The sequence below is a fragment of the Pseudoxanthomonas sp. 3HH-4 genome (genome assembly GCF_006716465.1).
Classification (GTDB): domain Bacteria; phylum Pseudomonadota; class Gammaproteobacteria; order Xanthomonadales; family Xanthomonadaceae; genus Pseudoxanthomonas_A.
The window spans coordinates 242,219-263,691 of sequence record NZ_VFPB01000002.1 but is presented as its reverse complement, the minus strand read 5'-3'; the positions used below and the strand labels follow the sequence as shown (position 1 = coordinate 263,691).

Genomic DNA, 21,473 nt, shown 5'->3' with positions numbered 1-21,473 from the left:
AGATGACCACTCCCAATACCTTCAGCACCCGCCAGATCCGCCAGGACTTCCTCGACTTTTTTGCCGGGAAGGGCCATACCATTGTGCCGTCAGCCTCGCTCGTGCCCGGCAACGACCCTACGTTGCTGTTCACCAATTCCGGCATGGTGCAGTTCAAGGACGTGTTCCTGGGCGCCGAGAAGCGCAGTTATGTGCGGGCGGCTGACGTGCAGCGCTGCCTACGCGCGGGCGGCAAGCACAATGACCTGGATTCGGTTGGCTACACGGCCCGCCACCACACCTTCTTTGAGATGCTGGGCAACTGGTCCTTTGGCGATTACTTCAAGAAGGAGGCCATCGGCTGGGCATGGGAACTGCTGACCGAGGTCTGGAAGCTGCCCAAGGAACGGCTGCTGGTCACGGTGTACCACACCGATGACGAGGCCTACGACCTGTGGCACGACATGATCGGCCTGCCGGCCGAGCGCATTGTGCGCATCGGCGACAACAAAGGCGCGCCTTACGCATCCGACAATTTCTGGCAGATGGCCGACACCGGGCCCTGCGGCCCTTGCACCGAGATTTTCTACGATCACGGCGACCATATCGCGGGTGGTCCGCCGGGCTCGCCGGATGAAGACGGTGATCGCTACATCGAGATCTGGAACAACGTCTTCATGCAGTTCGACCGTCAACCCGACGGCACGCTGATACCGCTGCCGGCACCCTGCGTCGATACAGGCATGGGCCTGGAGCGCCTGGCGGCTGTGCTTCAGCACGTCCACACGAACTATGAGATCGACCTGTTCCAGGGCCTGATCCGCGCGGCCGCCGAACTGACCGGCACGGCCGATCTCGAGAACAAGTCGCTGCGCGTCATCGCGGACCATATCCGCGCGTGCAGCTTCCTCATCGTCGATGGCGTGCTGCCTTCCAATGAGGGCAGGGGTTATGTGCTGCGACGGATCATCCGTCGCGCGCTGCGCCATGGTTGGATGCTGGGCGTGCGGCAGCCGTTCTTCCACAGGATGGTCGGCACGCTGTCGGACCTGATGGGCGATGCCTATCCTGAACTGCCCGCCGCTCGCGAACTGGTCGAGCGCGCGCTCAAGGCAGAGGAAGAGCGGTTCGCGGAGACGCTGGATTCCGGCATGCGCATCTTCGACGACGTCGCTGCGCGCGCAGCCAATGGCGTCATCCCGGGCGCCGATGCGTTCCGGCTGTATGACACGTACGGCTTCCCGGTCGACCTCACTGCAGATATCGCACGTGAGCGTGGGTTGACCGTGGACATGGCCGGGTTTGATGCAGCGATGGAGCAACAGCGGGAAACCGCGCGTGCCGCCGGCAAGTTCACCTCGAATACCGGCCTGCCCGCCGACCTCGTAGCCCAGCTCTCGCCCACGCTCTTCCTCGGGTACGACCACCTGGATGCTGGCGGCCTGCAGGTCGTCGCGCTCCTGAAGGACGGGCGCCCGGTGCCGTCCGTGGAAGCGGGCGAAGAGGCGGTGGTTATCCTGGACAAGACACCGTTCTACGCCGAATCCGGCGGCCAAGTCGGCGACACCGGCGTGCTGGCCGAGCAGGGTGTCGAGTTCGATGTTGCGGATACGCTGAAGTTCGCGGGCCAGTTCCATGGGCACGCCGGCCGTGTCGCCAAGGGCACGCTGAAGCTTGGCGACCATGTGGTGGCATCGGTGGACGCGAAACGTCGCGCCAGCACCATCCTGAACCATTCCGCCACCCACCTGCTGCATGCGGCGTTGCGCGAAGTGCTCGGCACGCACGTCCAGCAGAAGGGCTCGCTCGTCGCACCGGATCGCCTGCGCTTCGACTTCTCCCATTTCCAGCCGATGACGGCGGTGGAACTGGCTGAGGTCGAACGTCGCGTCAACGCGCAGATCCGTGCCAACAGCGCAGCCGAAGTGCATCACATGGGCATGCAGGAAGCACTGGATTTCGGCGCCATGGCGTTGTTCGGTGAAAAATACGGCGAACACGTGCGTGTGCTGAAGATGGGCGATTACTCCACCGAACTCTGTGGCGGTACCCATGTCGGCCGCACTGGTGACATCGGCCTGTTCAAGCTGGTCGGTGAAAGTGGCGTGTCCGCTGGCGTGCGCCGCATCGAGGCGGTGACGGGGCAGGGTGCGCTCGACTATGTGGCCGACGAGGAGCGCCGGCTTGCCGAAGCGGCCGGCCTGCTGGGCGGCAACACCGGTGAGGTGGTCGAGAAGATCCGGGCGCTGGCCGACCGGCAGAAGAAGCTCGAGAGGGAACTGGAGTCCCTGAAAGCCAGGGCGGCCTCCAACGCCACGTCGGACCTGGGCGGCTCGGCCGTCGAGGTAGGGGGTATCCGTGTCCTCGCTTCGCGGTTGGAAGGTTTCGACGCCAAGGCGCTTCGCGATGCCATGGACCGTCTGAAGCAGCAATTGGGTGACGCAGTGATCGTCCTCGCCGGCACCGCAGACGGCAAGGCGGCGCTGGTGGCAGGCGTGAACGGTGCAGCAACGGGACGGGTCAAGGCGGGGGAACTACTGTCACATATCGCCAGTCAGATCGGGGGTAAGGGCGGTGGTCGCCCGGACCTCGCCCAGGGTGGTGGTGAGGACGGGCCCGCCCTTACCACGGCTCTTGCGGGCGTTCCGGGATGGGTCCAGCAACGCCTTGGCTGATCCGCCATTCGACCATACGGCGCTTGCGGCCGTGTGCCCCCGGCCGCTACCATGCTTTAGGTTCATGAATGTACCAGGAAGCTGTCGGCCCATTTTCACAAGGCTGGCGCGCCCCCGGCACTATCCTTGCCGGATTACGGAGAAGAAACATGTTGATCTTGACCCGCCGTGTCGGCGAAACCCTGATGATCGGTGATTCGGTCACAGTGACCGTGCTTGGCGTGAAAGGAAATCAGGTGCGTATCGGCATCACCGCGCCCAAGGATGTGGCCGTGCATCGCGAAGAAATCTACCAGCGCATCCAGCGCGGTGAGGAGATCGCGTCGCCTGCAGGTTCGGAAAACGTCACTTCGGAGTGAATTTGTTTGCCGCCCGAGCGGCGAGTCGCTATTCTAGGCGGCCGCTGCAGCATGGCTGCAACGTGTTGAAAAACCGGAGTGATGCCCGAGTGGCCGAAGGGGCTCCCCTGCTAAGGGAGTATAGGGTCAAAAGCCTTATCGAGGGTTCGAATCCCTCTCACTCCGCCAGTTTGAAAAAGCCCCGCATTGCGGGGCTTTTTTTATGCGAACGGAGTGACGCTTGTCTTCGGGCGGACGAAAAAAAACAGGCTGACCTAAGTCAGCCTGTTTCGAAAATGGCGCGCCCGGAGAGATTCGAACTCCCGACCGCCTGGTTCGTAGCCAGGTACTCTATCCAGCTGAGCTACGGGCGCGTTTCGTTAGAAGCGGAATTTTGCACGAACGACTTTCACCCGTCAATAACCTGATCGAAAGATTCCTTCAGCACGATGCTGCGGCCGCCTTCGGGGGTCCTTCGCGTAATTGAAGACAAGTCCGATCACCGAAATGGGGCGCTCGTCTCATCCGCAGCGCCCATTGAAGGTCTGGATTAGCGGGCTGTTCACGCCCGCCTCGGGACAATGATCGGGCAGGGGAAACAACAGAACGCGAGCAATCGCGGGAGTCCATTTGATGCATTTCTCAAAACCCTTGCTTGGGCTGGGGCTGCTGGCGGCTGTCCCCTTGAGCGCGGCTGCCGCGACTTACAACGTTGGCCCGGGGCGCACCTATACGCAGCTCACGACCCTCTTCAATAGCGTCAATCTGGCGCCTGGCGACATCGTCGAAGTGGACGGCAATGCGACCTATGCCGGCAATATCGTGGTGGGCAGCGATGACAGCGGGACCGAAGCCAGCCCAGTGACGATCAGGTGGCGCCGCGTCGCCGGGGCAACCCGGCCGGTGCTTTCGGGGGGCACCCATACCATCAAGTTCCAGCAGTCGAACCACGTCGTGTTCGAAGGCTTCGAAGTGACCGGCGGAACGAGTTCCTGCATTTTCAGCGAAGCGCACAACGCCACGGTGCGCGATGCCTACGTGCATGATTGTCCCTCCCACGGCATCCTGGGCGCCGACCAGAACTCCGGATCGTTCACGCTCGAGTACAGCGAGATCGCCCGTTCGGGACAGGGCGACCGCCGGCATGCGATCTACATGCAGTCCGACGAGGTGGCCTATCCGGACACCGTGTTCAGGATGCGCTACAACTACGTGCACAGCGCCACCGGCGGCGTGCTGGTGCGTGTACGCCACCAGCGTGCCGAAATCCACTACAACTGGATCGAGGGGTCGGACCTGCACGAAGTCGAGCTGATCGGACCCGACTGCGAGACGCAGAAGTCCGGCTGGACCGCGGATCTCCGGCGCGAAGACGCCGAACTCGTCGGCAACGTCATCATCCATCGCTCGACGAGTCGTTCGGGCAATGCGTTGCGCATTGGCGGCGATCTCAACGGACGCAACCAGGGCCGCACGCGCCTGGTGAACAACACCATCCTGATGGACCGTTCCGGCACGGCCAACGCCGTGCTGGTCCAGCTGGGCCAGGGCTCGCTGGAGATGCACAACAATGTGATCTACCAGCCGGCAGCGGGCAGTGCGCCCAGCATCGTCCGCGAGAATCCAGCGAGCAATGTCGACACGCCGTACTGTGGCCCGCAGAGCAGGGAGCCATGGTCGGATGGCCGCAAGGTCGCCGGCTCCAACAACTGGGTGCAAACAGCGGCGGCGATGGTGCCGACGGAGTGGACGGGCACCCTGCGGGGGAGCGACCCGATGTTCGTCGACCTGGCACAGCGCAACCTCCGCCCTCGTGCGGGCAGCCCGCTGTTGAACACGGGTAACAGCACACCCGTCACGCCTACTGCGTTCCCGTTCCCGTCGCCGCAACTGTTGCCGGCGTTCGATCCGCCGTTGCGGACCAAGCTCGCGACCGGGGATGCGCACGCACGTCTTCTGCTGGAGAACCGCATCGATGTCGGGGCATTCGAGCAGTTCGACATTGACCAGGTCTCCGATCCGATCCGGGTGAATGGGTCCCAACCGTTGATCCCTTCACGCCCGGCGGGAACGGTGGCACAGCCGGCGACCGCGTCGCAGCCGGCCGTTGCCACGCCTGCGCCGGTCACGCTGCCTGCCGTCCGCGAGCGGCCGCGCTGGCGGCAGGCGCCCGCTGCACGTTACCGACGGGGCGTTGTCCGCCGCTGACGCGCGGTCGTTTTCCCCTGTTACGACCAGAGGCCGCCCTTCGGGGCGGCCTTTTTTTGTTCCCGTGTCCGGCACTGGCGGAAAGTCACGTTCGAGGAGGTGTGTCGGAGGTAAGAAGACGTGCCGGAGCCAGGGCGATGGTCTTCCCCGCAAGGGGTTGGCCGCGTGGCGACGGAATGAAACGTATCGCGGTACGGGCCGGGGGTGCTGGCCGGTGCGGCAGCAGGGGACGTCGATGAAGGCAACGCACAAGAGCCGCAAGGATCGGGTCATCCGATTCTTGTGGTTGGGGGAAGTGGTCGTACTGTTCGCAGCCGTGATGGCAGCGGCGTGGATCCGCTTCCACACCGATCCCGAATACCAGGTGATGTTCCTGGAGCAAACGCCATGGCGCGCCGCACTGGTGGCTTTGGCGATCACCGGCTCCATGACCGCCTTCGGTCTTTACCAGACCCATGTCCGGCATACGCGCATGGACTTCGCCCTGCGCCTTGCGCTTTCGTTCGCGTTTGGTGGCATCGCGCTCGTCGTCCTGTACTACCTCGTGCCGCAGGCCTATCTCGGTCGCGGCGTGCTGGCCATTTCGCTGGGCATCGGGGTCGTCAGCATCGTGGTGGTGCGCATCGGGTGGGTGCGGGTGTTCCATTCGGACGTCCTGAAGCAGCGCGTCCTGATTCTCGGTGCAGGCCGCAATGCGGACCTGATCAATTCCTGCATGCGGCGCCGCTCGGACCGTCGCACGTTCTCTGTCGTGGGATTCGTGCCGGTGCCGGGCCAGCCCGTGCTGGTACGCGAGGACATGCTGGTCCACATGGGGGATGAAGGACTGCATGCCCTCACCGAGCGCCTGCTGATCGACGAGTTGGTCATCGCGCCCGATGAACGTCGCGGCGGGCTACCCATGGAGCAGATGCTCCAGTGCGTACAGCAGGGGATATCCGTGGTCGACCTGTCCAGCTTCTTCGAACGCGAAGCGGGCATGGTGCAGCTCAACGCGGTGGATCCGTCCTGGCTGGTGTTCTCGGGGGGCTTCGATTACTCCACGCCACGTCGCCTGAGCAAGCGCTTCTTCGACCTGCTCGCGGCGGGCGCGCTGCTGCTGGTCAGCTGGCCGCTGATGGTCCTCGTGGGTCTCGCTGTCTGGCTCGAGTCGGGCGGGCCTGTCTTCTACAGCCAGACACGCGTGGGCGAGCGTGGGCGACATTTCACGCTGACCAAGTTCCGCAGCATGCGGGTGGATGCCGAGAAGGGCGGTGTCGCGATCTGGGCCAGCAAGGATGACGACCGCAGCACGCGGGTGGGACGCTTCATCCGCAAGACGCGCCTGGACGAACTGCCGCAGCTCATCGCGGTGCTGCGCGGCGACATGAGCTTCGTGGGGCCGCGACCGGAGCGTCCGCATTTCGTCGACATGCTCAACGATGAAGTGCGTTATTACGGCGTGCGACACAGCGTCAAGCCCGGCCTGACCGGGTGGGCGCAGCTACGCTACCCCTACGGCGCTTCGGTGCGCGATGCGGAAGAGAAGCTCAAGTTCGATCTTTTCTACGTCAAGAACCATGGCCTGGTGTTCGACGTGATGATCCTGCTTCAGACCGTAGAGGTCGTGCTGTTCGGCCGCGGCGCGCGCTGAGCGGCCGCGCATGCGGAAGGGAAATTCAACCGGCCGGGAGCAGGCCGCGCAGGAAGCGCTTCAGGCCGAACGGCAACAGGGCCAGGATTTCGCGACGCTGTCCCCTGTCCCGCGAGAGCCGCCAGGCGCGGCTGGCCAGCCTGGCGCCCGCAACCCAGCGGCGGCGTATCAGCATGCCGCGCGCATTGCGCAGATAGGTGCCGGCGAGCGCCGCGTCCAGTTCGCCGTCGTCGAGCGAGCCACGGGCACTGGCGACAGCGGCTTCCACCACGCGGACATAATCATCGTACGTGCTGCTGGCTGCCGACAGGCCTTCGTGCCCCCGCATCGCGCGCACGAGGGCCTGTTCGACGACGCCGATCGGCCAGTGGCGTGCGACCCTGAGGTGGAACTCGAGATCTTCGGCAGTGCGCAATGTCTCATCGAACCCGCCCAGCTGGTCCACCACCTGCCGGCGGAGCATGACCGACGCCGGAATCAACGCCGGGTTGTGCAGCAACCATCGCAGCGCCCAGCCATTCTCACGGATCACCTCGCGGCGATGGAAGACGTCGATATGCCGGTAATCGCCATCGATGCGCTCGACGTCGCAGACGACCATGCCGAAGTCCGGCCTGGATTCGAGGAAGGCCACCTGCAGTGCGGTCTTCTCCGGCAACCACTCGTCGTCGCTGTCGAGCAAGGCGAGATAGCGTCCACGGGCGAGGCGGAGGCCATGGTTGCGCGCGGCCGAGACGCCGGCGTTGGATTGCCATACGTGCTTCACTCGCTCGCCGTAGCGCGCCTGCAGCATGTCGGCCGTGCCGTCGGTGGAGCCGTCGTCCACCACGATGATCTCGTCGACGCGGCGGGTCTGCGCCAGCACGGAATCGATGGCGCGCGGCAACAGGTCCCGACGGTTGTACGTCGGTATAATCACTGAAACTTCGATGTCGGGCGCCATGCTGAAGGACGTCTCCAAGAAGCTGTTGTACACGAGCGGATTGCTCGGCCTCTATCACCGGCTGCGCAATGCGGACAGCCTGACGGTGGTGATGTTCCATCGTACCTTGAGTCCGGACGATCCGCGCTGGGCGACCTGCGACCCGGACTACACGCTTGCCACGCGCTGGCTTGAACAGTCGTTGGCATTCTTCCGCCGCCACTACAGCGTGGTGTCGCTGGAGCAGGTGCTGGTGTCGCGCAGGACGGGCACACCCTTGCCGCCGAGATCCTTGCTGATCACTTTCGACGACGGATGGGCCGACAATGCCCACTACGCGCTTCCCGCGTTGAAGCGGGCAGGCTTGCCGGCGCTGCTGTTCGTGGTGGCGGATGCGGTGGGAACCCGGCAACCTTTCTTCCAGGAGCGCCTCATCGGCGCTTGGCGTCGCGGTGCGCTGGGCGTACGCGAACTGGCGACCGCCCTGCCGGTCGATGCGGCACCGGCGACAGAGGTCGATGAAACCATCGGTGCGTTGCGCGAGGTGATTGCGCGTATCGAAGCCTTGGAAGCGGATCTGCGCGAGCGTGTGCTGGCACCTTTCATGACACGGCTCGATGACGGGCACCGGCACATGGTCACGGTCGAGGAACTACACCAGTTGGAGGCCGGGGGCGTGGCCCTGGGCCTGCATGGCAAGACCCATACGCCGATGAGGCTTGCGGATGATCTGGATGCGGAACTTGCCGGCGCGCGCGCATCGCTCGCCAGGCAGTTGGGGCAGCCGCATGCCAATGCGGAGTCTATGTCTTTCCCGCATGGATCATTCGATGACACCATCGCGCAGCGGGCGCGCGAAGCCGGTTACGAATTGCTGTTCACCAGCGTGCCGGTACTGAATCCCACGACGACGGGGGTTGGCTGGCTGCTGGGTCGAACCGGCTTCGAAACCGATGCGGTCGTCGATGCCAAGGGGCGGTTCCGCGAAGACTGGCTGGCGCTGTACCTGTTCCGGCGCCAGGCGCGTCGCCTGGCCTGAGGCTGTCAGGCACGGGCGTTGCGTGTGTGTTATTCGTCTTCGTCCGCCGAGGTCAGGAACAGCGACGCGGCGGCTGCAGGTTCGTCCGACGAACTCCAGCGCGTGAACACCGGTCGCCGTCCACGCTCGACGAAATGCAGCGCCTGCCACCCCTTGCGTTGTACGTCCGATGCGCACATTTCCACCGAGACGGCGGCGCAGCCCAGCGTACGCGCGGCACGAAGCAGCTCCCCCACGTGCATCGCCGCCATGCCGTTGGCACCATCAAGGGACCAGAAGTCGCGCACATGCAGTGTACCCTCGATGCGCTGCACGGCGAACCAGGCTTGCAGGGCACGGTCGTGTGCGCGCTTCACCAGCAGATAGCGGGTGGTCGCCAGCGGAGATTCGTCGAAGCGCCAGCGCAGATGGCCGACATCGCGCACCGCCATGACATCGTCGCCCTTGTGGGAGTCCGCCCACACGGCATCGATGCGGGCATCGGCCTGGTCCGTCCATGCCGAGCGCAGCGCCGGTCCGCGCAGGCGCGACCATGCATCGCGGAGCGCGACCACCCTGTCGGCGGCCCAGCCTGCGGGGGACGCGAGCCAGCCTGGCAGGCGGCTGCGAAGATAGTGGGCGTGGCGCAGCACGCGTGCGTAGCGCACCAGATGCGCGGACTGGGCATACCCGATCCGCTTGAAAACCGGGGCGGCCTTGGGATTCGGGAAGCCGTAGAGAACATCGAGCGCCTCACCCGCAGCCGCGATCAATCCCTGCTGCAGCATCAGTGCGGGCCCCAGTGAACGATGCTGGGGCAGCACGGCGAGGTCCACGAGCACGCCGCCACGCAGTTCCCGCCCCTGCCATACGAGGCGGCGCCTGCCTGCGGATGCCGTGCCCACGTGCGTCTGCGTCGGGACATCGAGCAGCAACTGCAACAGCGGCTCGCCATGCGGGCACCGCAGGTAGAACCATTCGTACTTTGCCGTCATCCGGGCGTCCTGGCCCAGATTGCCACGCCACAACGACAGCACCGTCTCCCGGTCGCGCGCCGGAAGGCCGGCTTCCACGAGGTACTGCGGCGGGGTGGGCATGGCGTTCATCGCTCAGTCCAGTTCGGGAACGTCGCCGGCCAACACCGGCGCCATGTGCAGATACTTCGTGGTGCGGCGCTTGTTGCGGACGTCGTCGTAGACGGCCTGCGCGTGCGCCGGCGTGATGCCCAGGGCGACGGCGAGCTCGCTGGCGGGGCGGCCATGGTTGAGCGCCCAGATGGCGAGGTCCATCTGCTGGTAGGGCAGGGCGAAGTAGAACTCGTCCTGGCCCTGACTCAGGCTGTAGGTGTCCGTGGTCGGTATGGCGGCGCAGACGCGCTCGGGCAGGCCGAGGTGGCGCGCCATGCCGTACACCTGCGATTTGTACAGGTGCGCGATCGGCTTGACGTCCGCCGAGCCGTCGCCGTTCTTGACGAAGAATCCCTGGTCGTACTCCACGCGGTTGGGCGTGCCGACTACGCCGTAGTTGAGGCGGTCGGCATGGAAGTACTCCAGCGTCTTGCGGATGCGCTGCTTGAAATTGGTGGCGGCGACGATGGTCAGGTAGTCGGCCAGAGCCAGGTCGCGTTCGTGCAGCACGCCATCCGGCGACTGCGCCACCAGGCGGAAGCGGTTGATGCGGCCTTCCGTGCCGCCGTCGATGACGATCTTGAACTTCCAACCCTCGCCGTACTCGGGCAGCGTGTTGCGGACGGCTTCGTCGCGGGCGCGGTAGCAGCCGATGGCCGCGAGGGCGGGGGCGATGTCCACCGTCTCGGTCCGCACGCCCAGGTGTTCGGCGAGGATGCGCGCGCGCGCGGCGCTGTCGTCGGAGGAATCCTGTTCGGGCAGGATCAGCGTGAACACGCGGTCGGGCCCCAACGCGCGCACCGCGAGCGCGGCGCTGACCGAGCTGTCGATGCCGCCGGAGATCGCGACGACCAGGCCGCGCCGGTGCAGCTGGCGCGCGGTGATCTCGCGCAGGCGTGCGGCGATGCGATCGGCTTCGCTCTGGTAGTCGATGTCGAGGACATGGTGATCGAGCTGGCTCATGGTGTCGTGGTCTGCTCCGTCAGTTGGACGCGTCTTACCTTGCCGGATGCAGTCCGCGGCAGGGCTTCGACGAAGGTGATGTGTCGGGGAATCTTGTAGGCCGGCAGGCGTGCACGGCAGTGCGCCTTGATGCGGTCTTCCGCACGGGGGATGCATTCGTCCGCCACCACGAAGGCCTTGATGACCTGGCCCAGCGTGACGTCGTCGACGCCGACCACCGCCACTTCGCGGATGCCGGCAAGTTCTGCGATGACTTCTTCCACGTCGTTGGGGTGCACGCGGTGGGCACCGGTCTTGATCATGTCGCTGCGTCGGCCCTGCAGGAACAGATAGCCGTCGGCGTCGACATGGCCGAGATCACCGGTATGCAGCCAGCCATCGCGCAGGACCGCTCCGGTGCCGGCGGGATGGTTCCAGTAGCCCCGCATGATGCCGGGCCCACGCACGCAGACTTCGCCTGCTTCGCCCGTCGAGGCGGGGCTGCCGTCCTCGCGCAGGATGCGCCACTGCGTATCCTGCACCGGGATGCCGACCGAGCCGCGCTTGTCGTCCAGACGTTCCGGCGGAAGCCAGCTGATCCGTGACGTGGCTTCGGTCTGGCCATACATCAGGAACAGGCGCGCATCCGGAAGCACGGCGCGGACACGGTCGGCCACGGCGGGCGCCATCGCGCCTCCCGCCTGCGTCAGGTAACGCAGCGAAGACAGGTCGTGGCTGCGGCGCTCCAGCATGTCCATCAGCAACACATAGGTGGACGGAACGCCGGAGAAACCGGTTGCGCGGTGGTGCTGCAGCGCGTCGAGTACCTGGATCGGAAAGACCATGCCCGGGCCAAGCACGATGCACGCACCGCTGGCCAGGTGGGTATGCAGCACCGATGCGCCATAGGCGTAGTAGAACGGCAGCACGCTGACGATCACGTCGTCGCGCGTCAGGTCCAGGTAAGCGATGACGGCATCGGTGTTGGCGGCGAGATTGCCATGGCTCAGCATCACACCCTTGGGCTCACCTGTGGTGCCCGAGGTGTAGAGCAGTTGCGCCAGGGTGTCGTCGGCGTCGCGCTGCGGCCAGTCTTCGTCGCCCTCGACCACAGGCAGGCCGTCGTCCGGCGCCAGCGCGATCACCTGCGGCGCGGGAGTCCCGTCTTCCCATTGCGCGAAGGTCTGCTCCATGTCGCGATGGCCACTTTCATGCACTACGAAGTGCGCACCGCAGTGGCGTAGCCAGGGTATGAAATCGCGCGAACGTGCCTGGGCATTCAGTGGCGCGGCGACGCCGCCGGCCAGCCAGATGCCATACAGCGCCACGGCGGCTTCGATCCTGTTCGGAAGCACCAGCGCCACGCGTTCGCCGGCCTGCAGGCCGGCCTGGCGCAGGTAGTGCGCGAAGCCGGACGCTTGCGACCAGAAGGTGCCGTAGTCGATCGTGCGCCCACCCTCCACCATCGCGGCGCGCTGCGGCGTGGTACGTGCGATCCGCGCGAGTCGGGTGGCGAGACGCTCCATGGCGACGGCGTGCGCGACGGGTCAGCCGGCCAGCTTGCGCGAGACGAACGCGTCGACGGTCTGGATGGAATCGAAGTTGGCGGGTGTCATCTCTTCCGCCGCGATCTGCAGCTTGAACGCGTCCTCCAGAAAGAACACCAGCTCGTGGATCCCCGTCGAGTCGATGATGCCGCCCTGGATCAGCGAATCCTGATCGCCCACGGCGGAAGGGTCATCCGAGAAGAGAAAGTTCTGCAGGATGAAGGTTTTGATCTGCTGCTTCTGCGGCATGGTTTCCCCAACGCTTCTTGTTCCGTTGCTGCTCACATGAACGGCGGTTCCGCGTATCACCGGCCATCCGGATGGGGTGCTGGTCGCCGATCCGCCGGTGCTACCATCGCCGCCCAGTATCCGCACCGACAGGAGTACACGATGCGTTTCTCCCTGTGTCTGCTGGTCCTGGCGCTGGCGGCGTGCCGCCAGGCCGATCCCGTCGCGGCGCCCGCGGCGCCTCCCCGCTCGGTGCAGGATCCGGCGCCAACGGCCTACGCGTCGGAGAGGCAGGATTTCGTGGTGTCGGAACAGGTCGTCGGCCTCGACCATCCGTGGTCGCTCGCCTTCCTGCCCGGCGGCGGCATGCTGGTCACAGAACGGGCGGGACGACTGCGCAGGATCACCGCCGACGGCAGCGTGTCGGCCCCCATCACCGGGTTGCCGGAGATCTTCGTCGACGGACAGGCCGGGCTGCTGGACGTCGCACTGTCACCCGGTTACCCGCAGGACGGTTGGATCTACCTGGCCTTCGCCGAGCCCAATTTCCGCGGCAACAAGGCGGGGACTGCGGTCGTGCGCGGCAAGTTGCAGGGCGATGCGCTGATCGAGTCGACCGTCGTGTACCGGCAGGAGCCCAAGCTCTCGCACGGCACCCATGTCGGCGCACGGCTGGTGTTCGACGACCAGGGCAACCTGTTCGTCACCCAGGGCGACAATCGCGTCGGTGCGGCCACGGCGCAGGAGCTGGACAAGCTCTCGGGCAAGATCGCGCGCATCCATGCCGATGGCACGGTGCCGGCCGACAATCCCTTCGTGTCACGCGCCGGTGCCCGTGGCGAAATCTGGTCGTATGGGCATCGCAATGTGCAGGGTGCGGCCCTGCATCCCGTGACGCGCCAGTTGTGGGCCACCGAGCATGGGCCCATGGGCGGCGATGAACTCAACCTGCCCAAAGCCGGCCTCAACTACGGCTGGCCCGTGATCACCCACGGGATCGACTACAGCGGCCGGCCCGTACCGGGTTCGCAGGGCAAGGCGGCGCCCGGCATGGAGCAGCCCCACCATGTCTGGGCGAAGTCCCCCGGTCTCAGCGGCATGGTGTTCTACACCGGCGACGCGTTGCCTGGCTGGAAGGGCAACCTGTTCCTGGGTGCGCTGGCGGACAAGGCGCTGATCCGCCTGGAACTGGAGGGCGACCGCGTGGTGCACGAAGAACGTCTGTTGACCGAACGCAACCAGCGGATCCGCGATGTGCGGCAGGGGCCGGATGGCGCGCTGTACGTGCTGGTGGATGCGCCGGCACCCGACGGCAAGCTGCTGCGTATCGCACCTGCGCCTGCAACAACCGCACCGGCACAGGCTGCGTTGCAATAGCGCGCGACGGTCAGCCGGCCGCGCTCGCAGCCGGCTTGCGCGCGATGAAATCCACACTGGTGATGCACAGCTGCTCGGCCGGGACGTGGGCGAACTGCGGGTGCACGGGCGTGCCGGCGAGCTGGCGCATGCGCTCGGGCCGCGTCGTGGACGTGTCCAGTTCGATGTCGAATCCGTGCCTGCGCGCGCCCTCCACGAACCAGTGCGCGCGCAGACGGTTCTGGTAGAGAAAGGCGTTGTTCCAGCGCTGCCACTGGTTGTCGGAGTACTTCAGGTAGTGCAACTGATGGATGCTGCGGTCCACGTAGGCGTAGTGGTCGCCGCAATTGACCGAATGGAACATCAGGCCGCGTGGCGACAGGATCCGCATGGCTTCGGCATACATCGCATCGATCACATCCGGCGGCACGTGTTCGAGCACGCTGTTGGAGAACACCACATCGACATCGCCGTCCGGAAGCGCGGTACGGGTGGCGTCCGCCGGCGAGCGGTAATGAATCACGCCGTCGCTGGCGGTCTCGAGGTCGGCGTCCGCGCGCAGGCGGTCGAGCAGCTGCCGATGGCGCTGTTCGACGTCCGCGAGCGGGACGCCGGCAGCGGTGGCGATGCGGTCGAGGAAACGGCCGAGCACGTCCGCACAGCGCAGCGTCAGGTCCATGCGCAGGTGCGGATTGAGATCGTACGTGGTCACGCGTGCGGCACCTGCCAGATAGCAGGCGAATGGGAACGTCGGGTACCACCCGGTACCGATCTCGAAGCAGCGGACGCCGGGCAGCACGATGCCGGCGCCGCGCAGGTGGCCGATCATGATTTCCCAGTCGTCCACCTTGGTCGCGAGTTCACGGTCGAAATCGCGCAGGCCGCCGAAGCGGCGCTGCAGGTGGAAGTGCAGCCCGTGCCCACCGGGCAGCGCGCCGAGAATTTTCTGGATGGTGCCCTTGACCCGCCAATCCATGCCTTGATCCCCTCGAGATGTCCGAGTGTGCGTCCTACGCGACCGCGCCGGAAGGGTGTGCCGCCGGGGTGGGCGACAGGCGCGCCTCGACGGTCTGCCTGTGCACCAGCATCGTGGAAAGGATACCCACGAATGCCTGGTTGTCGGCGAAGCCCGTCGCCCGTCCAAGCCGGCACTTCTCCACCAGCCGCGAGACCGGCGCGGGGTCGAAATAGCCGGCATCGCGGATCGCGTCGGGCGACAGCAGCTCGGCGACGTAGTCCAGCGGCTTGCCGTCGAAGAAGAAGCTCTGGCTGTCCGGTGCGCGGTACGGCTGCTTGGTCCGCTGCACGATATCCGTTGGCAGCAGTTCCGCCAGGGCGCGCCGCAGCAGGTACTTTTCTGTCATGCCGCGGATCTTGAAGCTGGGCGGCAGGCGGTTGGCGAATTCGATGACGCGATGGTCAAGGTAAGGGAAACGGCCCTCGATCGAGTTCGCCATCGCCACCCGGTCGCCCTGCGACGACAGCAGGTAGCCCGCCAGCAGTGACTTGGCTTCCACGTACTGGTCGCGTGCGAGATCGTTCCATCGCGCCATCTCCGGCGGCAGCGTGTGCTCGTAGGCTTCCAGCGGATCCCAGTGGGCGGCCATGGTCCGCAGTTCCGGCGCCAGGAAGGCGAAGGCACGCTGCGAGGTGGTCCAGCGCGGGACGTGCGCGAAGATCGGCCGGTGCAGGTGCTCCATGCCCTGGCCGAAGAACGACTGCGCGAACGCCGGACTGCTCACCGGCGAGTTATGCAGGTAGCCGTACAGCTTCTCCAGCAGGCGCGGGCGCAGGCGGGAGTCGGGCTGGCGCGCCCAGAAGCGCCGCACCTTGGCTTCCTTGAACAGGTCGTAGCCGCCGAACACTTCGTCGGCGCCTTCGCCGGTCAGCACGACCTTGTATCCGTGCTGGCGCACACTGCCGGCCAGCAGCATCAACGGGACGGGCCCAGTGCGCAGCACGGGTGTTTCCGTGTGGCGGATCAGGCGCGGAAACGCATTGCCGATGTCGCGGCGCGTGCACATCAGCGTGGTGTGGTCGGTGCCCAGATGCCGCACCATCGCCTGCTGGTGCGCGCTTTCGTCGAACTCGCCATCCTCGAACGCCACCGAGAACGTGCGTACCGGCGTGTCGGTGAAGCCGCGGATCAGGGCGACGATGCCGGACGAGTCGAGGCCACCGCTGAGATAGGCGCCCACCGGAACGTCAGCACGCAGCTGCAGGCGCACCGCATCTACCAACAGCTCGCGCAGCTCTGCCGTGGCCTGCTCCAGTGTGAGCGGGTACCGTGAAGGCGATGTCGCCTCCGCGTCGGGGAACGTCCAGTCCCAGTAACGGCGCAGGTGCTGGCGCCCGTCGCGCTCCACCGTCAGCACATGCCCGGGTGGCAGGCTCTGCACGCCCTGGTAGAGCGTCTCCGGATCCACGGGCGCCCAGTAGGTCAGCGTCTGCAGCAACGCCTGCGGTTCGAGGTGTGCACACTCGGGCAGCACGGCCAGCAGCGATTTCACTTCGGAGGCGAACCACAGGCGGCCGCGCTGGCGGGTGTAGTACAGCGGACGGATGCCGGCCCGGTCGCGCGCCAGCACCAGGCGCTGGCGCTCGCTGTCCCACAGGGCGATGGCGAACTGGCCGTTGAGGTGATGGACGAAGTCCTCGCCGTAGCGGTCGTACAGATGCACGATCACTTCGGTGTCGGACTGCGTGTAGAACACGTGGCCCTTGTCCTCCAGCATCCTGCGCAGTTCGACGAAGTTGAATATCTCCCCATTGAACACCGTCCACACGGTGCGGCGCGGATTGTGGATGGGCTGGTCGCCGGTGGAAAGGTCGATGATCGACAGGCGCGCGTGTGCCAGTCCGATACTCGGCGCGGCGTGGAAACCGAAGCCGTCCGGGCCACGGTGCGCCAGTGGCTGGATCATCCGCTCAAGCCAGGGCCGCGCCTCCGTCGAGACGACGCCGGGACCCATGAAACCTGCGATTCCGCACATGTGCTGCTTCCCCTGTCCGTGTTCTTGTCAGGCCTGGCCGGTGGCGTAGTACGCCCGGCCGGCATGCGTTTCGGCGAGCGCTTCCCCGCATGCATCCAGGGTTTCCCGGGCGACCTGCTCCCAATCCCGGGAGAAGCGCCGCGCGAGTGCGGCTTCGTCCCAGTTCCGTTCCAGTGCCTGCGCCAGTGCGGCCGCCAGCGCGTCCGCATCGCGGGCCGGAACCAGCACGCCGTTGGCCGAATCCACGACTTCCGGGATGCCGCCGACAGGTGTCGCCACCACGGGCCTGCCGCATGCCAGGGCTTCGACCAGCACGTTCGGATGACCTTCCGAATAGCTGGGCAGCGTGACGACATCGGCAGCGACCATCCAGCGCGCCACTTCGGCGGGTGCCTGCGCACCGGCGAGTTGCAGCGGCAACGAGGGATCGGCGGCGAGCGCCGCGTCCAGCTCGCCGCGCAGCGGACCTTCACCCACCAGCACCACACGGGCACGCGGCCGCTGCGCCGCCAGGCGGCGCGACGCCTGCAGCAGTTCGCGCAGGCCCTTCTCGGCGACGAGACGTCCCACGTAAAGCACCACCTCGGCATCCTCCGCCACGCCGAGCGCGCGCCGCGCGGCGCTGCGGTCGCCGGGGTGGAACAGACTGGCATCGCAGCCATTCGGAATCGCGCGGATGCGATGGGGTTCGGCACCGTAGCCGTCGACCGCAACACGTCCCAGGTCTTCGCTGACCACCAGCAGCCGGCGCGCCGCGCGGACCACGGGTCGGGTCAGGCGGCGGCTGATGGCATCCCGCACGCGCAGATCGGAGCCGCGCGCACCCGCGACGAAGGGGATGCCGGCCGCGTGTGCAGCCCGCATCGCGCCGTAGCCGTCCGGATACAGCCAGTAGGCCAGCACCACGTCAGGCGCGAAGGCGCGCAACGGCGCGGCAAGCGCCCGTGCACACAGATGGCCATTGAAAGGGCGGCTGATCGCCGGCAACGCGGGATAGCGCACATGGTCCACGTCGCAGCCGGGCGCGACCTGCGCATCTTCCACGGGGCGATACAGGTAGCTGCGCGGCTGTGCCCAGCGGGGATACGAAGCGACCGGGCTGATCACCTTCACCTCGGCGAGCCGCGACAGCTCGCGCACGGTCTGGTAGACGGGGCGGCCGCGGTTGGGTTCGCCGGCGATCGGGAACTGGGAGGTGACGATCAGGATACGCATGCAGGAGCCGTGAGGGAGAGGCGGCCATGCTGTCCGAAGCACGGCGTGGTTGGCGTTATGAGAACCGAGTCATGCGGATGCAGGGGAACAGGGTGGGTCACGAAACGTCTACGCCCTCGCGGATGGTGGAACTGGACGCCCTGCGCGGTATCGCCGCTGTCGCCGTGCTGGGTTACCACTTCACAACGCGTTATCAGGAGCAGATAGGCCATGTGGGCGGCATGGCGCTCGACCTGCGGGTAGGCAAGTACGGTGTCTACCTGTTCTTCCTGATCAGCGGCTTCGTGATCTTCATGACACTGGAGCGCACGCGCACCGCCATGGATTTCGTGGTGTCGCGCTTCTCCAGGCTCTTTCCGGGTTATTGGGCAGCCATCGTGCTCACTGCCGCCGTGGTGTATGCCGCCGGGCTGTCGATGCAGCAGCTTCCGCTGGGCGAGCTGCTGCTCAATTTCACGATGGTGCAGGAGATCCTCGGTGCCGAGCATCTGGACGGGTCCTACTGGACCCTGCAGGTCGAACTGTTCTTCTACGTGCAGATGCTGTTCTGGTTCGTGGTCGGCCAGCTCAGGCGCATCCACTGGATCATCGGCGGATGGCTGCTGTTGGCGACGGTCGAGGGCCTGTGCGAGAAACATCATTGGCACTTCTCGTACTGGGTGCGGGAACTGCTGATCCTGCGCTTCATTCCCTTCTTCGCACTGGGCATCCTGTTCTATCGCATGCATCGCCATCCGGGCGAGTGGCGGCTCAACCTGGTGATGGTGCTGCTGGCGCTGCTGGCCATCGCGGTCGGCGAGCGGCCGGTCTTCCTGCCGGTGGCGCTGGCCTGCTGCGCGATTTTCGCCTTGTTCATCCGCGGCAGGCTCGGGTTCCTCGACACGCGGTTGTTCGTTTTCCTGGGCGGCATCTCGTATGCGCTGTACCTGGTACACCAGGCCATCGGTTTCGTGGTGATCCACCAGCTGGAGCAGCGTGGCGTGCCGGCGTTGCTGGCATGCCTGGTGGCGGCCAGCGTGTCGCTGGCGCTGGCTGTGGGCCTGAACCGTGGCGTCGAACGACCGGTCATGGCGTGGATGCGCGAAGGCTGGCGGCGGCGCGGGATGCGCCTGGAGACGACGTGAGCGATCATCCGGTCACAGGAAACACGCACCGGCACGGGACGCTTGCTTGAACGATCACCGAAAGATCTTTTCCGGCGCCGCACTCGGCATCATCGGTGGCCTTTCGGGACGCGCGGTGGGCCTGATCGGAACCCTGCTGATCGCGCGCCACCTGACGCCGGACATCGTGGCCGAAGTGACCGTGGCCACGGTCATCGCGCTGACCGGCAACTGGATCGCCGCATGGGGGTGCGGCCAGTACGTCGTGGTCCGGGGGGGCGAGGGGAGGGAAGCCATCTTCGCCGCGAGCATGGTTTACCTGCTTGCAGGCATCGCCATGATCGCAGTGCTCTGGTGGGCCACGCCGACGCTCGCACAGTGGCTGCAGGCCCCGCGGGTGGCCGACTACCTGCCTGGCGCCCTGCTGGGCATCGGTATCCGCCGCCTCGGCGCGATCCCGGACAAGCTGCTCGCGCGCGAGTTGCGCTTCGGTCGGATCGCGCTGGGCACCGCGCTGGGCGACGTGGCCTATGCGGTGGTGGCCGTCTCGCTGGTCAGCATGACCACGCTGGGCGGTCAGGCGATGATCATCGCCTTCATCGTCCAGTCCTGCGTCATCGCCGGCGCGACGATCACGGCCACGCGCTTGCGCGACTGGCTGCTGCCGGTGAAGGTATCTGCCGCGCGGCTGCGCGACATTCTCCGCTTCGGCGCACCGATCACGGGCGAGATCGTCCTGAGCGAAGGCGCGCGCTACTGGGACAAACCGCTGATGTTCCGGCTCGTGGGTGCGCACGACGCGGGCAGTTATGGCATGGCGTTCAACCTTGCGCAGTTGCCCGCGGTCTATGTGGGCGGGCACATAGGCGCGGTGATGGTGCCGGCGGTGACGCGCGCCCCGCCGCAGGAGCGGCCCGCCCTGATGGTGCGTGCGCTGACGTTCGCGGCATTGCTCCTGTTCCCGATGTCGGCAGGCCTGGCGATATGCGCGCCTACCCTGGTCGCCGCGCTGCTGCCCCCGACCTGGTGGCAGGTCGCGCCGCTGTTGAGCGTGCTCGCCATCGCAGCACTGCCGGGTACGGGCAGCTTCATCCTGTCCGCGTTCCTCGCTGCGCATTCACGCAATCAATGGCTGATGTGGATCGAGGTGGCGACCATGGCGACCCTGGTGTCGTCGTTGTGGCTGCTGTCGAAGGGCGGCGTGCTGCTGGCGTCGGGCGCCATCGGCGTGGCCGCGCTGGTGCAGTGGCTGCTCACGGTGCGTGCGTGCCGCGCCGACGGTCTGCGCCTGCGGGGACTGGTGGCGCCCTGTCTGCGCATTGCGCTGGCGTGTGCGTTGATGAGCGTGGCCGTGCTGGCCTGGCGCTGGGCCACGCAGGCCCACCTGGCCATCGGCTGGCGGTTGGCGGGCGAAGTGTTGGTGGGCGTGGTTGTGTATGGTGGTGCGATGTGGGGCGTCGGGCGCGACCTGGTCGGGGACGCGCTGGCAGGGCTGGGGATGTCGCGTCGGCGGCACCTCGAAGATCGGGTGCGAGAAGGGGAAAGCACACCATGATTCATTTCGATGCCATCGCCTTGCTGCGACGGCCGGCGGCGAAACAGTGCACGATGGCGCTGTCGGAGGAGCAACGCTTCATCGAACTGCGGGAAGCGGACATGGACCGCCTGGTGGCAGCGTACCGCGCCAACGGAATGTCGGGAAAACCGGAACGCATCCTGCGGCGCTATCACCACGGCATGCGCTGCTTCGGCATCCTCGAGGGCGAAGAACTGGTCGCATGGTTCTGGGCGCTGCATGGCGTGCCGCGCTACATGGACGAACTTGCCTGGCTGCTGCCACTGACGCCATCCCAGGTATGGCTGCGCGATGCATTCGTGGTGCCCAAGCGGCGCGGGCGGCGGCTGCTGGTGGCGATGATGGGGCAGGGCATGAGCGTCGAATCCACGCCGATGGAGTATTTCTCCGACGTGAGCGTGTCCAACCGGCCTTCGTTGCGGGCCCACGATGCGATGGGCTTCAGTCGCTTTGCGACGGTACGCAGCCTGCGGATTGGCGACGCATGGTTCTGGCGCAGCCTGCCACCCGAGGAATTTCCGGCACCAACCATGATCAGGCCCGCGCAACGGCGCCTGCGTCTGACGGCCGAAGAGATCGCCTGGCATCGCGAACAGATCGCGTGATGCCGGGC

Annotated in this window: 17 protein-coding genes and 2 tRNA genes; 10 read left to right on the top strand and 9 right to left on the bottom strand. The window is 66.2% G+C overall.

The genetic code is table 11. The features are described from left to right. The first annotated feature begins 2 nt into the window (after positions 1–2). From alaS to FB548_RS08580, 3 genes are all read left to right on the top strand, one after another. Positions 3–2,654 carry an alanine--tRNA ligase gene (alaS, locus tag FB548_RS08590; RefSeq protein WP_142124361.1) on the top strand — a complete coding sequence of 884 codons (2,652 nt, stop codon included), beginning with the start codon at positions 3–5 and terminating at the stop codon, positions 2,652–2,654. Positions 2,655–2,803: 149 nt separating this feature from the next. Next, a complete protein-coding gene (gene csrA / locus FB548_RS08585; protein ID WP_142124622.1) occupies positions 2,804–3,013 on the top strand; it encodes a carbon storage regulator CsrA in 210 nt (69 codons plus the stop codon). Positions 3,014–3,088: 75 nt separating this feature from the next. Then, a tRNA-Ser gene (locus FB548_RS08580) sits at positions 3,089–3,181 on the top strand. Between the two features lie 108 nt (positions 3,182–3,289). Here the strand turns inward: FB548_RS08580 and FB548_RS08575 are convergent. Then, positions 3,290–3,366 (bottom strand) — tRNA-Arg (locus FB548_RS08575). A gap of 259 nt (positions 3,367–3,625) precedes the next feature. Here FB548_RS08575 and FB548_RS08570 point away from each other — a divergent pair. Both FB548_RS08570 and FB548_RS08565 read left to right on the top strand, forming a co-directional pair. Beyond that, positions 3,626–5,200, top strand: coding sequence for a right-handed parallel beta-helix repeat-containing protein (locus tag FB548_RS08570; protein WP_142124360.1), 1,575 nt, complete (start codon positions 3,626–3,628; stop codon positions 5,198–5,200). Between the two features lie 235 nt (positions 5,201–5,435). Then, entirely contained in the window at positions 5,436–6,833 is a 1,398-nt protein-coding gene (locus tag FB548_RS08565; RefSeq protein ID WP_142124359.1) for a TIGR03013 family XrtA/PEP-CTERM system glycosyltransferase, read from the top strand. A 25-nt stretch (positions 6,834–6,858) separates the two neighbouring features. Here the strand turns inward: FB548_RS08565 and FB548_RS08560 are convergent, their stop codons facing one another. Next, entirely contained in the window at positions 6,859–7,776 is a 918-nt protein-coding gene (locus FB548_RS08560) for a glycosyltransferase (RefSeq protein ID WP_142124358.1), read from the bottom strand. Here FB548_RS08560 and FB548_RS08555 point away from each other — a divergent pair. Beyond that, positions 7,763–8,794 (top strand): polysaccharide deacetylase family protein, encoded by a 1,032-nt coding sequence (locus FB548_RS08555; RefSeq protein WP_185742040.1) that lies wholly within the window; start codon positions 7,763–7,765, stop codon positions 8,792–8,794. The genes FB548_RS08560 and FB548_RS08555 overlap by 14 nt on opposite strands. Before the next feature lie 29 nt (positions 8,795–8,823). On the opposite strand, the gene FB548_RS08550 is transcribed toward FB548_RS08555, so the two are convergent. From FB548_RS08550 to FB548_RS08535, 4 genes are read right to left on the bottom strand one after another with little or no spacing between them, the layout of a single operon-like run. Further along, on the bottom strand, positions 8,824–9,879 hold the full coding sequence (locus tag FB548_RS08550) for a hypothetical protein (RefSeq protein WP_142124356.1): 1,056 nt from the start codon (positions 9,877–9,879) through the stop codon (positions 8,824–8,826). Positions 9,880–9,882: 3 nt separating this feature from the next. Next, complete coding sequence (gene nadE / locus FB548_RS08545; RefSeq protein WP_142124355.1) at positions 9,883–10,863, bottom strand: NAD(+) synthase; 981 nt, start codon at positions 10,861–10,863, stop codon at positions 9,883–9,885. Beyond that, a complete protein-coding gene (locus FB548_RS08540) occupies positions 10,860–12,368 on the bottom strand; it encodes an AMP-binding protein (RefSeq protein ID WP_142124354.1) in 1,509 nt (502 codons plus the stop codon). Before FB548_RS08540 ends, nadE begins: the two co-directional genes overlap by 4 nt. A 21-nt stretch (positions 12,369–12,389) precedes the next feature. Beyond that, positions 12,390–12,638 carry an acyl carrier protein gene (locus FB548_RS08535; RefSeq protein ID WP_142124353.1) on the bottom strand — a complete coding sequence of 83 codons (249 nt, stop codon included), beginning with the start codon at positions 12,636–12,638 and terminating at the stop codon, positions 12,390–12,392. A 141-nt stretch (positions 12,639–12,779) separates the two neighbouring features. Between FB548_RS08535 and FB548_RS08530 the strand changes: the two genes are divergently transcribed. Next, positions 12,780–13,994, top strand: a complete 1,215-nt coding sequence (locus FB548_RS08530; protein WP_142124352.1) for a PQQ-dependent sugar dehydrogenase — start codon at positions 12,780–12,782, stop codon at positions 13,992–13,994. Positions 13,995–14,004: 10 nt separating this feature from the next. On the opposite strand, the gene FB548_RS08525 is transcribed toward FB548_RS08530, so the two are convergent. From FB548_RS08525 to FB548_RS08515, 3 genes are read right to left on the bottom strand one after another with little or no spacing between them, the layout of a single operon-like run. Then, a complete protein-coding gene (locus FB548_RS08525; protein WP_142124351.1) occupies positions 14,005–14,949 on the bottom strand; it encodes a class I SAM-dependent methyltransferase in 945 nt (314 codons plus the stop codon). 34 nt (positions 14,950–14,983) lie between these two features. Further along, positions 14,984–16,966 (bottom strand): asparagine synthase (glutamine-hydrolyzing), encoded by a 1,983-nt coding sequence (asnB, locus tag FB548_RS08520; RefSeq protein ID WP_142124350.1) that lies wholly within the window; start codon positions 16,964–16,966, stop codon positions 14,984–14,986. A 27-nt stretch (positions 16,967–16,993) separates the two neighbouring features. After that, positions 16,994–18,181 (bottom strand): glycosyltransferase, encoded by a 1,188-nt coding sequence (locus FB548_RS08515; RefSeq protein ID WP_142124349.1) that lies wholly within the window; start codon positions 18,179–18,181, stop codon positions 16,994–16,996. A gap of 92 nt (positions 18,182–18,273) precedes the next feature. Between FB548_RS08515 and FB548_RS08510 the strand changes: the two genes are divergently transcribed. Genes FB548_RS08510 through FB548_RS08500 form a run of 3 tightly spaced genes read left to right on the top strand, consistent with a single transcriptional unit; the run spans position 18,274 to position 21,465 of the window. Continuing rightward, positions 18,274–19,305 carry an acyltransferase gene (locus tag FB548_RS08510; RefSeq protein WP_185742039.1) on the top strand — a complete coding sequence of 344 codons (1,032 nt, stop codon included), beginning with the start codon at positions 18,274–18,276 and terminating at the stop codon, positions 19,303–19,305. A gap of 46 nt (positions 19,306–19,351) precedes the next feature. After that, positions 19,352–20,839, top strand: a complete 1,488-nt coding sequence (locus FB548_RS08505) for an oligosaccharide flippase family protein (RefSeq protein ID WP_185742038.1) — start codon at positions 19,352–19,354, stop codon at positions 20,837–20,839. Next, a complete protein-coding gene (locus FB548_RS08500; protein ID WP_142124346.1) occupies positions 20,836–21,465 on the top strand; it encodes a hypothetical protein in 630 nt (209 codons plus the stop codon). Before FB548_RS08505 ends, FB548_RS08500 begins: the two co-directional genes overlap by 4 nt. Positions 21,466–21,473 lie beyond the last annotated feature (8 nt).